The organism is Deinococcus sp. KSM4-11, from assembly GCF_004801415.1.
GTDB lineage: Bacteria > Deinococcota > Deinococci > Deinococcales > Deinococcaceae > Deinococcus.
Genome location: NZ_SSNX01000001.1, coordinates 734,101 through 746,792, shown reverse-complemented (window position 1 = coordinate 746,792; position 12,692 = coordinate 734,101). Strand labels below are relative to the sequence as shown.

Below are 12,692 nucleotides of genomic sequence, written 5' to 3'. Positions count from 1 at the left end.
CAGAATATTCATATCCAGTTATTGAAATTCAGGGTATGGGCCTGTCTGCTCCCTCTTCAGGCATTCAACAGCGTGACCGATGCTGGCAAAACGCGGGCGCGCAGGCGCAAAACCTTCCCGGCCAGATCCCCGTCCAGGTGTAGATCGACGGGCGAAGCCCAGGACACCACCACCTCTTTACCGACGCCCGCACGGACGAGTGGGTGATTCAGGTGCCGGCCCCGTAGAACACGGCCCATCAGGTCAATCATCCCCAGGCGCGTCACGTTTCGGCTGGCCAGGACGTTGATCAACCCGTCCCGCACGTCGCTGTCCGGGCTGATCTGGAACCCTCCCCCGTAGCGGGTGCCGTTCATGACGGCCACCAGGGCGCTCGGCCCGTCATAGAGCAGGGCGCCATCCATCGTGATGGTGACTGGCGTCAGGGACAGTTCTCGCACCGTCACGAGAGCGGCCCACGCATAGCGGGAGAAGCCCTGCAACCGGGACGGAGCGCTGGCCATCGTCGCGGCGACCTGGGCATCGAAGCCCATGCCGAGGCCGTTCAGCAGCACCGCATGGCGACCCTGCTGCTCACCTGCCTCGATGGTGACTTCCAGTGCATCCACGAGGCGGGGGGCGTAACGCAGCCGGTCGAGGGCCGGGCCAAGCTGTCCGGGACGGAGCCTGAGCATGCCGGCAAAGTCGTTCCCGGTGCCCAGAGGCAGGATGCCCAGGGGCCGCCCAGTCCCGACGATGGCCGGCAGGAGCGCTCCAACGGTACCGTCTCCACCCACGGCGAGCACGGCCACGTCGGCCTCCAGAGCCTTCACGCGGGCCAACGCGGCTTCGCCGCTCGGTTCCTGAATCAGGACATAGGGCAGACCGCGCGCTTCCAGTTCGACGCGCAGAGACGGCCAGGCGCGCGCGGCGGCTCCACCTCCAGCCTGCGGGTTGAGCACGACCGCATACATGCGCGGGACTGCGGCCACGGTCATGGCTCAGCTCCAGTCAGCAGGGCGCTCGGTGAGGCCGAAGTGCCATGCGATGGCCTGAGCGATCCGGCCGGAGGCCAGCCCATCCCCGTAGGGATTGCGGGCACGACGCATGGCGTCCAGCGCCGAGGCATCCGAGAGCAGGCCGCTCAGCACCGCCTCCAGCCGCTCGGGATCGGTTCCGGCGAGTTTCAGAACACCGGCCTCCAGCCCCTCCGGGCGCTCGGTGACATTCCGCAGGACGGCCACAGGCACACCCAGGGCTGCGCCTTCCTCCTGCAGGCCGCCGCTGTCCGTGGCGAGCAGCACCGACGCGGCCATCAGGGGGGCCATGTCGCTGTAGTCCAGCGGATCGATCAGCTCGAAGTTCGGCACCGGGCCAAGGGCAGGGCGAACGGCCTCCTGCACGGCGGGCGACAGGTGCACCGGGTAGATGAAGTGCGCGTCCGGGTGCGCGGCGGCCACGCGGGCCAGGGCGGCGGCCATCTCGAGCATGGTGGGCTGGTTCTCGCGGCGGTGCATGGTGACGGTCACCAGGCGCTGCCCGGCGTCCAAGCGGGCCTGCCATTCGGGCCGCAGCGGCACCCGGCCCGCGACCTCACGCACGGCGTCCACCGCCGTCTGACCGGTCACGAAGATGCCGCCTGCGGCCTTACCCTCACGCAGCAGGTTGGCCTTGCTACCGGCCGTCGGCGCGAAGTCCAGCGTGGAGAGCACGCCGGTCAGTCGGCGGTTGGCCTCCTCCGGGAAGGGCTCTTTCAGGCTGCCGGAACGCAGGCCCGCTTCGACGTGGCCGACGGGGATACCCTCGTAGAAGGCACTCAGCGCCACGCAGAAGCTCGTGCTGGTGTCGCCGTGCACCAGCACCATGTCCGCCCCCATCTCTTGAAGTGTCCGTCCGGCCTCGGGCACGATGCGCGCGGTGAGGCCCGCGAGGGTCTGCCGGTCGGTCATGACGTTCAGATCCCTGTCCGGGATGAGGCCGAACACGTTCAGCGCGCCGTCGAGCATCTGGCGTTGCTGGCCGGTCGAGAGGATCATGGGCCGCAGTCCTGTGGTGGCCTCGATGGCGCGGTACACGGGCGCCATCTTGGTCGCCTCGGGGCGGGTGCCGAACGCCAGCACGATGATGCGGTCAGTCATAGGTCGGATTCCTTCGCGTCGGACGTAGGGGTGGTCAGGTTCAGGGCCCGCATGCGTCGGTAGGCCACGAACCACAGCGACAGCGCCACGCCCACCCCAGTGGCGAGGATCACGGGCAGATGCACGCCCTGAAGCGCCATGCCGGTCATGCCGCACAGCAGGGCCACGATCCACAGGATCACGGCCGTGCGGCGGGCGCTCGACGTCCGGGCGAGCACCCGGTGGTGGATGTGGGTCTTGTCCGGGTGGCCCAGGGGGTTGCGGATTCCGCGCGCCAGGCGACCGATCACGACCTGGGTGGTGTCGAGCACGGGGAGGGCCAGCACGATCAGCGGCACGAGCAGACTGGCCCCGGCGCTGAACTTCAGCGTGCCGAGCAGGCTCACAGCCGCGAGCGTGTAGCCGAACAGGTATGCCCCGGCATCGCCCATGATGATGCGGCTGGGGTTGAAGTTGTGCCGCAGATAGCCCAACGCGGCCCCGGCCAGACCGGCCAGCAACACGACGGCGGCCGCCCTGTCCGGAAACTGCGCGGCGGTGGCGAGCAGGACGGCACTCACCACGAAGCCCACGCCGCCCACCACACCGTCCACGCCATCCATCAGGTTCACGGCGTTCGTGAGGCCCACGATCCACAGGATTGTCAGCAGGGTGCTCAGGGGGCCGTTCAGGCCCGGCGGCAGCACCGGCAGGAAGGGGATGGCGTTGAAATCGATCTTCAGGCCGTTGACGACGAGCAGCACGGCCGCGAGCGTCTGCACCAGCAGCCGGAAGGCCGGGGACAACCCGAACTGGTCGTCGATGAAGCCCACCAGAACCAGCAGCGACGCGCCCAGCAGGATCGCGAGCACCTGGATGTTCACGATCTCGACCACGATGGGCCTCAGCGCCCAGGCCACGATCACGCTGACCAGAAAGCCCGCGTAGATGGCCAGTCCACCGGCATTCGGGAGGGGTTCCGTGTTCAGTCTGCGGGCATTCGGCTGGTCTGCCCAGCCCGCCTGCACGGCGAAGTCACGCAGCCGCGGAATGAACTGCCAGGTGAACACCCAGGCGGTCACGAAGGTCAGGACGACACTCAGGAACCCCCGGCCCAGCGGGTCGGCGATCCCCAGCGGCGCGACGAGCGCATGCAGAAAATCCATATCTGAAGGGATTCTACGGGCTGGCCCGACCCGCCGCGCCATGCGGAAGGTGCAGCCCGATTCAGGGCCTCAGGTCACTTGGTGCCGTAGATGCGGTCGCCCGCGTCGCCCAGGCCCGGCACGATGTACCCGTGGTCATTCAGGTGCGAGTCCACGGCGGCCACCACGATCTCCACGTCCGGGTGGTCGCGTTCGATCACGGCGATCCCCTCGGGAGCAGCCAGGATGCTCATGAGCTTGATGCTGGTCGCGCCCGCCGCCTTGAGGCTGGCGATGGCCGCGCTGGCGCTGCCGCCCGTGGCGAGCATGGGATCGGTCAGGAAGACCCGCCGCTCCGCGATGTCGGCAGGCAGCTTGTTGTAATACGCGACGGGTTGCAGCGTCTGCGGATCGCGGTACAGGCCGATGTGACCGACCTTCGCCGCCGGCACGAGTTGCACGATCGAGTCCGTCATGATCAGGCCCGCGCGAAGGATCGCGACCAGCGCGAGTTTCTTGCCGGTCAGCATGGGGAAGTCGCCGGTGACCAGCGGCGTGTTCAGGGTGTGCGGTTCGGTCTCCAGGTCACGCATGGCCTCGTAGGCCAGCAACAGGCTCAGTTCTGCGGCCAGCTCGCGGAATTCCTTCACGCCCGTCTGTTCATCACGCATGATCGAGAGCTTGTGTTGCACGAGCGGATGGGCGACGACGGTAACCATGCGCCCACGATACCGCCTGGGTTTAATGCCCGGGCAGCCGGGCCAGGACATGCCGGGCGCGCGGAACCTTCCGCGCCCGCTGGGCCTCGAACTCGTAGGGTTCGTTCATCAGGAACCAGTACAGGTCATGCAGGGTCGTCATGGCGATATACGCCCGGTAGCGCGCTAGGGTGGCCCGCTCGGCCCCCGGTAGGAACGACAGGGCGGCGCTCAGGGCGTCGTCGGGGGGCAACAGGTCGAGCGTGCCGGTCTTGAGCAGCGCCAGGTCGCGCAGCGGATCGTCGTACCCGGCCTTCGTCCAGTCGATCAGCAGCACCTCGCCGGCCGGCGAGATCAATATGTTGTCGTGCCACAGATCCAGGTGGCAGAACGACGCGGCGTGCACCAGATGTCCTGCCTCGAGCGGCCCTTCGACGGCGGCAAACAGGTCTTCGAGCGGAAAGGCCGACAGGGCGCTCCGGAAACGGCGGAGGCGCTGCTCCACCTTGGCCAGATCGACGGTGCCGCGCGTGTCCCGGTGCAGGGTGTCCATGGCCGCGCGCAGGCTGGGCAGGGCGTGGGGGACGTCCTCGGTACGCAGGGGCCGCCCCGGGAAGCGCCGCATGATGAGGGCCTCGATGCCGTCGAGCTGCACGACATCCACTACCCAGTCACCCATGCCGGCACGGCGCAGGTTCTCGGCCTCGCGCGCGTGGTCACCCCGCTGATTGCGGTAGACCTTCACCACGACCTCGCCTGCCTGGGCCGCGTACACACGGCTCTGCATCCCGGAATCCATGGGCACCAGCGCGCCGTAGCGCGCCTCCAGTTCCGGGAAGCGGGGCGTGGGTTCAGGTCGACCCGCCTCCGGAGGCACGTTCAAGCGGGACATGCCGGGCCTCGACCGGACGGCTTGCTCACAGGTCGAGTTTCTCCAGCTGGGACACGATCCGCTGATCCAGTCCACGCCCCGCCTGGGCCCGGACGCGTTCCAGTCCGCCCAGGCGGACATAGGCATTCGCCACCGCGACGATCCGGGCGTACAGAGGAATGTCCTCGCCCGTCAGCTTGTCGGGCTCGCCCTGGCCATCCCAGCGTTCGTGGTGGTGCCGGATGGCGCGCTGGGCCTCGGACAGGTGCCCCACACCGTGCAGGAAGTTCGCGCCGACCAGGGCGTGTCCCGCCTCGCCGTGGATCTTGCCGATGTCGTGCATGGTCGCGGCGTACCACAGTTCTTCGAGTTCCCGGTCGGCCAGTCCGATCTGCGCGCCGAGCTTCAGGCTGATGGCCGCCACCTGCTGTGCGTGCCCCAGAGCATCGAATTCTCGGCTCTCGACGGCCTCGACGACGGCGCTGGTGATCTGCCGGGCCGCCTGCTTCCAGTCCTCCCGGCTGTCGAGGATGCCGAGCACGGGCGCGATCGCGGCGGCCCAGTGGGTCACGGCCTCCTGCGCAGTCGGCGTGACGCCCTCCGTGCCGGTGCGGTCGAAGACCATGGCCCCCAGGTACCGGCCCCGGTCACTGATCGGCACAACCAGCGACAGCGCGACCGTGTGCATCCCGCACTCCGTGAGCAGCGCCTGGATTTCCGGGGAATTCTGCTCGTACAGCTCGTGCGATCCGGTGGAGAGCAGCCGGGTCCGCAGCGACGACCACGGTCCGCTCAGGGCGAGGCCCATGAGGGCCTTGGAGTACCCATGCACGGCTCCCACCCGATCCTGGCCCCGCCGGACAATGGCGTACGCCGATACGGTTCCACCGAGCAGCCGGGCCGCATGCACGAGCGCAGCCTCCAGGACACCCTCCTGCGTGGGTTTGGCCAGCAGTTCGGCCAGCACACGCGTGGCGTCGTACGTCTCCACCGGGCCCACGCGGGGCTCGGATGGACTCGTCGGGGGAGGGGGTTTCTGGCGGCGTCCGAACACGTGCGTTCAGTATACGCACGCTACTCTGCGCAGCATGACCACCACGCCCCCTGGCCGCCACGACACGGTGACCCGACCCGTGATCCGGGCCTACGCGCGGTACGGCCGGCGCGCGGGAGAATGGCTCGCCGGATACGCCGCCCGAGGTGGGCGGGTGTACTGCGCGGCCGGCTGTTCCGGCTGCTGCAACATGCCCGTGCGCGTGAGCCTGGCCGAGGCCCTGGTCACGCGAGACGCCCTGATTCCCGCGCAGCTCGTAGGAATGGCCGAGCATGCCAGGGCGGTAATCGCCAACGCCCGCACGGCCCCGTCCGACGAGGCGTACGTGCTGACGCACCGCACAGAGGTCGGCTTCTGCCCCCTCCTCGACCGGGCCACTGGGGCCTGCACGGCGTATGAAGTGCGGCCGACACGCTGCCGCGATACGTTCAGTGCGTTTCCCGCCGTGTACTGCGCGGTGGGCACGCTGGAGGCCATGACGGATCGCGAGCGCGCCCAATACCACCGCGAGGTGGCGCGGACGCCCGGCACGGACGGGGAATGGCACTTCATCGCGCCCCTGGAGCACCTCTCGGAGCCGGTCTGGACGGCAGCCGCCCGCGCCATGCAGGACAGCTGGGGGCTCCAGGTCTGGGGAGACTTCTGGGTGCTGACCACGCTGGCCGGCGACGCGGCCTTCATGAACGCGGTCGGGTCAGGCGAGGCCCGGATCGCCTGGAACGCCGCGAAGCAGCGGGGTCTGGCGCACGCCACGGTGCTCGAGATCGGGTGACCGCCAGGACACAGGCAAGCTGCCGTCACCGGGCGGTGACCATCTCGGCTGGCGTCACGTTCCCACCGATTACCGGCGTCGCGCCTTGCGGAGGCTCCGCTTCATGCCGTGATCCGGCCGAACCCCGTCGGCGATCAGGTGAAGCCACTGGCTCAGGTAATACCCCGCCACGACCGGCAGGACGACTTTCAGACTCACCGGCTCGGGCACGCCCGGCAGTGGAATGCCCGGCGCCACGTACCGCAGGAGCCCCACGATCAGCGCGGTCATCAGGGCCACATACGCCAGCCGGGTGAGCGGCCCCAGCACCCACGAGTGCGAGAGGCCCCGGTGGCTGAACAGCAGGCCGTACGGCACCCACAGCACGCCGAGGATGCCCCAGTGCCGCTTGCTGTCCACTTTCCCCTCGGCCAGATCGAGGTCCGGCGAGAGCAGGAAGGTGCCGACCGCGAATCCCAGCGTGAACGCCAGGGCCTGCGCTGGGGTGATGACGACCACGTGCTGTCGTGAAGCGGTCAGGGCCGCTCCAGAGACCACGCTGAAGGCCGCGATGTTGATGAGGTTGTGAACGCGGCCGCTCGGCACCCGGACATTGTGCCAGCGCCGGAGCCGCGTGTCACCGCAACCAGCGCACCTCACGGCACTCCGAGGCAGCTCGAACGGGTGGGAACCGGCAGCGCCGGCGCCTCACTCTCGGTACCCGCCCCCCTTCAGGTGTCGCTGTGGGTAAGGTTCATCCGGCATCAGTTTGAATCCTCCATGCTGGAAGAATGCTCCGATGCGCCTTGCCGGTCACTGCCGGTTTCCTGACCGTGCTGCTCAGCGGCTGTCAGCTGTTCTCGTCCGGCGGACCGGGGCGGTACGCCGTGCCGGTCGGCAAGAACATCACGGTTCCGGTCTCGATCGGGTACAAGGGCTCCTGGTCGATCACGGCCAAGCCCAGCTGGGTGAACCTCTCCGCAAGCTCGGGCACCGGCGACGTGGATTTCGACGTGACGGTCGACCGCGCGGTCGGCACGCCTTTGGCCGCCGATTTGCCCACCCTGTCGGGCGCCCTGACCGTGAGCTGGACAGACCCCGGTGGCCGGACGGGGAAAACCAGCTGGCCAGTGACGGCCGACGAGTACACGCTGACCGGGCGGGTGCTCGCCACGGCTGCCGTCCAAGGCGTGGATACTCGCCTCGCGCCGCCGCAGGCCAGTGCTGACGCGCACGCGTCTCACGGTCTGATCGTCACATACCGGACTCCTCCAGAGGCGGGCCTACAGGCGCAGGGAATCTTCAGCGATCTGGAACGACGGGCCACGGTCACCTTGAGGGCCGCCGGAATCGGGGTGCAGCGTGCCCGCCCACTCGGCGCACGCAGTTCCGTCGTGCAGGTCAGCGATCCTGCCAGGGCGACCACGGTCCTCCAGCGCGATCCGGATGTCCTGAGCGTCACAGAGAACGCGGTGCTGCGCACCCAGGCTACGTCCACCCCGCTGGCCGCAGCGGTCGAACCCACCGATCAGTTTGCGCCGCTCCAGTGGGCCTACCGCCTGCTGGGCTACCCCGCCGTGTGGCGCGACATGCAGGATCATCCGTACACGAAGGCGGTCACGGTCGCCGTGGTGGACAGCGGTGTCCGCTACGACCACCCGGACTTGCAGGGCCGCCTGTGGACAGCCGGTGAGGGCGCGCTGGACGTGCTGGAGGCCACGGTCGACACCTCGGAAACCGGCAACGGCGACGGTGACGGCCCGGACACCGACCCGACCGATCCCCGGACTCCCGGACGCACGCTGGGCAGCCACGGCACGCACGTGACCGGGATCATTGCCGCCCGCTGGGGAGACAACGGCGCGACCACCGGCTGCGCCACGTGCAGCCACACGGGTGTGATCGGCGCGACGAACACCGCGACCGTGAAGATCCTGCCGATCCGCGCCATCGATGCCGAGGGCAACACGGATATCGCCCAGGTGGCGGTCGCCGTCCGCTACGCGGCAGGCCAGAGCGTGACGCTCGACGGCAAGGCGTATGCCAATCCCCATCCGGCCCAGGTCATCAACCTCAGTCTGGGCGGTGAGATCAGCGCCACCGAGGCGCAGCCGATGTGCGACGCCGTGGCCGACGCCGTCGCGGCCGGTTCCCTGGTGTTCGTGGCGTCCGGCAACGGGTACGGCACCACGCCGTACTACCCGGCCGCGTGCCCGGGCGCCGTGGCGGTGGGCAGCGTAACGCTCTCGGGTGGCAGTGCGCCGCGCCGAGCCACGTATTCGAACGCCTACCCGCAGGTGCAGCTCTCTGCGCCCGGTGGCACGGACTACTTCCAGGACGCCACGTACTACAACGGCGTCCGCTGGGATCCGCAGGGCGACGGCACCTTGGAACCCTTCGTGGACGCGATCGTGTCGACCGGCTGGGACTACGTGAAGAACCTGCCGAACTATGAGGTCGAGGCCGGCACGAGTCAGGCCACGCCCCAGGTCTCGGCCCTGGCGGCGCTGCTGCTCAGCAAGGGCGTGACCTCCGGCGCCGCCGCCACACTGGCGCGACTGACCTCCACGGCCACCGACCTGGGCGCAGCAGGCCGAGACGACCAGTTCGGGTACGGCATGATCAACGCGGCGGCGGCGCTCGGGGCGCCCGCCGTGAGCGACACGCTGGGCCTGCGGCTTCAGGACGCCCGCGGGCTGGTCTTCCAGCCGAAACTGGACGCCCTGGGGCGCTTCTCGGCGTATCTGGGGAGCGGCACCTACCGCGTGATCGGTGGCCGTGACCGCGATGGAAACGGGGTATACGGGGAGACGGCGGAACCCCGGGCCGAGCAGTCCGTCACGCTCGGGCCGGACACTCCGGCCGCCGACGTAGGCGACCTGATCCCGAAGTGAGGTCGGTCATTCGGCGCGGATAGAGATCCGGTTGGACACCCCGCTCAGCGGGTGACGTCGATCACCGTCCGTCCTCGGATCCGTCCCGCGAGAATCTCGGGCGCCAGGGCGGGCACCTCGCTCAGTCCGCGCACCTGGGTCACGCTCGCAAGACGGTCGGCGGGTAGGTCGCGGGCGAGCCGGGCCCAGGCCGCCCGACGGCGCGGGGTGGGGCAGGTCACCGAGTCGATCCCCAGAAGGTTCACGCCGCGCAGAATGAGCGGAAACACGGTCGTCTGGAGGGCACTGCCCCCGGCCAGGCCACATACGGCCAGACTGCCGTGCGTACGGGTGGAGGCGTAGGCGGCGGCGAGGGTGGCTCCACCAACCGTATCCACCACGCCCGCCCAGCGTTCCTTTTCCAGTGGCCGCGTGAGGCCGCTCACGTTGTCACGACCGATCACTGTGGACGCGCCCAGCGCCTTCAGGTACTCCGTCTCCCCTGTTCGGCCGCTGCTGGCCACCACGGTGTGTCCGGCGGCGGCCAGCAGCGCGACAGCGGTACTGCCTACGCCTCCGGCCGCACCCGTGACCAGCACCTCGCCGTCACCTGGAGTGAGGCCATGGTCTTCGAGCGCCATCACGGCGAGCATGGCGGTGAACCCGGCGGTTCCGATGCCCATCGCCCACTGGCCATCGGTGCCCTCGGGGGCCGGCACCAGCCACCCGGACCTTACGCGGGCCAGGGTCGCGTATCCGCCATCCTGTCGTTCGCCGATGCCCCAGCCCGTGAGAATCACGGCCGTGCCCGCCGCATACGCGCCGGTGTCGTCTTGCAGGACGGTGCCCGCGAGGTCGATGCCGGGGGTCATGGGATACGTGCGGAGCACACCGGGCTTCCCGGCCACTGCCAGCCCGTCCTTGTAGTTCAGGCTCGAATGCGTGACGGCGACGAGCGTGTCTCCCTCGGGGAGGGTACCGACCGGCAGGGTCTGGAACTCGGCGTGGATGCCCGCATCGTCTTTCAGGACACGCAGGGCGCGGTAGGTCTCGGGCCGCTCGGATGACGTCATGAGGGAACCTCCTGGGTTCGGGATGCTGCACACGGGTTGGCTCTGAGGAGCACGGTAGCGCGCTTTGCCCAGGGCCTCATGTCCCCTCCTCCGGAACAGGGCGGCGAATCATCCACTCTCACGTGTTACACTCGGTGCTGCTATGGAGCCTCCCAGTTCTGGCTCTGCAACAACGCCCGGTGAACTCCGCCTGCGGGCGGCGTTTTTGCTGTGGCGGTCACTATTTCCGGTCGCCGACGCGATCCCGCTGACGCGGGCGCGGGCAGCATGTGCCACGCGGACGGCCGGGGCGCGAGTACGGAGCGCGCCCATTCATGAATGACTACATAGGTATTCTGGCCCTGCTGGTGCTGGTCTTGTTCAACGGCTATTTCGTGGCCGTGGAGTACGCGCTGGTCAGTGTACGCCGCACCCGTATCGACCAGCTGGTCGAGGAAGGCAACGCCACGGCGAAGGCCGTGCAGAAGGTGCTCGGGCGGCTCGACCTGTATATCGCCGCGGTGCAGCTGGGCGTGTCCATGATGAGCCTGCTGATCGGGTTCGTCTCCGAGCCGGCCATCGAACATCTCGCCGAACCGCTGCTCCGGGGCCTGCCCGAGGTGTACCAGCGGCCCCTGGCATTCACCATCGCCTTCATCCTGGCGACGACCTTCCACATCGTGCTGGGGGAACTCGTGCCGAAGTCGGCGGCCTTGCAGCGCAGCGAGCAACTGTCCATGACGCTGGTGCGCCCCTTGATCGCCTTCACCGCGATTTTCCGTCCGGTGATCATGGGACTGAACGCGCTGGGCGGCGGCGTACTGCGGCTGTTCGGGCTCAAGGCCGTGGCCGGGCACCACACGGCGTATTCGGAAGAGGAAATCCGCATGATCGTCTCGGCCTCCAGTCAGGAGGGCGTGCTGGAGGACTCCGAGAAGGAACTGGTCTACAACGTGTTCGACCTGTCCGACACGACGGTGCGCGAGATCATGACGCCCCGCGTGGACATGATCGTCGTGGACGGCGCGTCACCCCTGCGGCGGCTGCTGGAACTGAACACCGAGCACGCGTACTCCCGTGTGCCGGTGTATCAGGACACGGCGGACAACATCGTGGGAATCGCGCACACCAGCGACATGCTCGCGCACCTCGACCAGCTCGACCACACGACCATCTCGGAAATCATGCGGCCCGTATTCTTCGTTCCGGAAGGCATGAAGATCAAGGATCTGCTCGCCAAGATGCGCGAGAAGAAAAGTCACCTGAGCATCGTCGTGGACGAGTTCGGCGGCACGACTGGTCTGGTCACGCTGGAGGACGCCCTCGAGGAGATCGTAGGTGAGATCTACGACGAGACGGACGAGGAGGAACTCCCGCAGGTGGAGGTGCTGGGCGAGGGCCGCTACCTGATGGACGCCAGCCTCACCATCCACCAGGTGGAGGAGCGCCTGAGCACCGACATCGAGGATGGCGACGCGGAATACGACACGCTCGCCGGCTTCATGACCGATCACTTCGGTGACATTCCCGAGATTGGACAGACCTTCACGCGGGCAGGCTGGGCCTTCACCGTGGAGGAGGCCGACCAGCGCCGGGTGACGAGGGTTCTGGTCGAACGACACTCCGCCCATACAGACGACGCCTTAGAACTCGAGGTGGCCGAGGAATGACCCGCACATCCGATAACGCCCTTGGCCTTCAGCCCGATCCACAGCTGCTCGACCTGGCAAAACAGGCGTTCGTCCGCGCGTATGCGCCCTACAGCCGCTTTCACGTGGGGGCCGCCCTGCGCGCAACCGACGGACAGGTCTTTCAGGGGGTGAACGTCGAGAACGCCAGTTACGGTCTGGGCCGCTGTGCCGAGCAGAGCGCCGTGCAGGCCATGGCCACGGCCGGGCAGCGCTCCTTCACGGACGTCGTGGTGTACTCCGAGGCCACGCCGCCCGCCAGTCCGTGTGGAGCCTGCCGTCAGGTGCTGTTCGAGTTTGCACCCGAAGCGAGGGTTGTCTGCGTGAACCAGCACGGCGACATCGTCAGTGGGCTGGTGAGGGACTTCCTGCCGCACGGGTTCCGGCTCGAGCAACGCGACGACGGCCATGAGGTCGGCACGCCCTGAACCGAATGGGCACACACTGAGAGGGAGAGCCGCATC

Annotated in this window: 12 protein-coding genes; 4 read left to right on the top strand and 8 right to left on the bottom strand. The window is 68.4% G+C overall.

Going from position 1 to position 12,692, the window contains the following annotated elements:
* Positions 1-56: 56 nt before the first annotated feature.
* The 6 genes from E7T09_RS03650 to E7T09_RS03625 all read right to left on the bottom strand — a co-directional run bounded on the left by E7T09_RS03650 (position 57) and on the right by E7T09_RS03625 (position 5,864).
* Positions 57-977 (bottom strand): diacylglycerol kinase family protein, encoded by a 921-nt coding sequence (locus E7T09_RS03650; protein ID WP_136387750.1) that lies wholly within the window; start codon positions 975-977, stop codon positions 57-59.
* Between the two features lie 3 nt (positions 978-980).
* Complete coding sequence (gene wecB / locus E7T09_RS03645) at positions 981-2,117, bottom strand: non-hydrolyzing UDP-N-acetylglucosamine 2-epimerase (RefSeq protein ID WP_136387749.1); 1,137 nt, start codon at positions 2,115-2,117, stop codon at positions 981-983.
* The gene (locus tag E7T09_RS03640) at positions 2,114-3,262 is read right to left on the bottom strand and encodes an MraY family glycosyltransferase (protein WP_136387748.1); all 1,149 of its coding nucleotides are present in this window, start codon (positions 3,260-3,262) and stop codon (positions 2,114-2,116) included. The genes wecB and E7T09_RS03640 overlap by 4 nt, the downstream gene beginning before the upstream one ends.
* A 74-nt stretch (positions 3,263-3,336) precedes the next feature.
* Positions 3,337-3,960: a uracil phosphoribosyltransferase gene (gene upp / locus E7T09_RS03635; protein WP_136387747.1), complete on the bottom strand. Its 624-nt coding sequence runs from the start codon at positions 3,958-3,960 to the stop codon at positions 3,337-3,339.
* Between the two features lie 22 nt (positions 3,961-3,982).
* The gene (locus E7T09_RS03630) at positions 3,983-4,831 is read right to left on the bottom strand and encodes a phosphotransferase (protein ID WP_136387746.1); all 849 of its coding nucleotides are present in this window, start codon (positions 4,829-4,831) and stop codon (positions 3,983-3,985) included.
* Positions 4,832-4,856: 25 nt separating this feature from the next.
* On the bottom strand, positions 4,857-5,864 hold the full coding sequence (locus tag E7T09_RS03625; RefSeq protein WP_240741596.1) for an HD-GYP domain-containing protein: 1,008 nt from the start codon (positions 5,862-5,864) through the stop codon (positions 4,857-4,859).
* A gap of 34 nt (positions 5,865-5,898) precedes the next feature.
* On the opposite strand from E7T09_RS03625, the gene E7T09_RS03620 reads away from it, so the two are divergent.
* Positions 5,899-6,636 carry a YkgJ family cysteine cluster protein gene (locus E7T09_RS03620; RefSeq protein WP_136387745.1) on the top strand — a complete coding sequence of 246 codons (738 nt, stop codon included), beginning with the start codon at positions 5,899-5,901 and terminating at the stop codon, positions 6,634-6,636.
* A 69-nt stretch (positions 6,637-6,705) separates the two neighbouring features.
* Here the strand turns inward: E7T09_RS03620 and E7T09_RS03615 are convergent, their stop codons facing one another.
* Positions 6,706-7,221 carry a metal-binding protein gene (locus E7T09_RS03615; protein ID WP_136387744.1) on the bottom strand — a complete coding sequence of 172 codons (516 nt, stop codon included), beginning with the start codon at positions 7,219-7,221 and terminating at the stop codon, positions 6,706-6,708.
* A gap of 185 nt (positions 7,222-7,406) precedes the next feature.
* Between E7T09_RS03615 and E7T09_RS03610 the strand changes: the two genes are divergently transcribed.
* Positions 7,407-9,509, top strand: a complete 2,103-nt coding sequence (locus tag E7T09_RS03610) for a S8 family serine peptidase (RefSeq protein WP_136387743.1) — start codon at positions 7,407-7,409, stop codon at positions 9,507-9,509.
* Positions 9,510-9,553: 44 nt separating this feature from the next.
* Here E7T09_RS03610 and E7T09_RS03605 read toward each other — a convergent pair whose 3' ends face one another.
* The gene (locus E7T09_RS03605) at positions 9,554-10,561 is read right to left on the bottom strand and encodes an MDR family oxidoreductase (RefSeq protein WP_136387742.1); all 1,008 of its coding nucleotides are present in this window, start codon (positions 10,559-10,561) and stop codon (positions 9,554-9,556) included.
* A 314-nt stretch (positions 10,562-10,875) separates the two neighbouring features.
* Between E7T09_RS03605 and E7T09_RS03600 the strand changes: the two genes are divergently transcribed.
* Together E7T09_RS03600 and cdd are read left to right on the top strand one after the other, a co-directional pair.
* Positions 10,876-12,210: a hemolysin family protein gene (locus E7T09_RS03600; RefSeq protein WP_136387741.1), complete on the top strand. Its 1,335-nt coding sequence runs from the start codon at positions 10,876-10,878 to the stop codon at positions 12,208-12,210.
* Positions 12,207-12,656, top strand: a complete 450-nt coding sequence (gene cdd, locus E7T09_RS03595; RefSeq protein WP_136387740.1) for a cytidine deaminase — start codon at positions 12,207-12,209, stop codon at positions 12,654-12,656. The genes E7T09_RS03600 and cdd overlap by 4 nt, the downstream gene beginning before the upstream one ends.
* Positions 12,657-12,692: the final 36 nt, after the last annotated feature.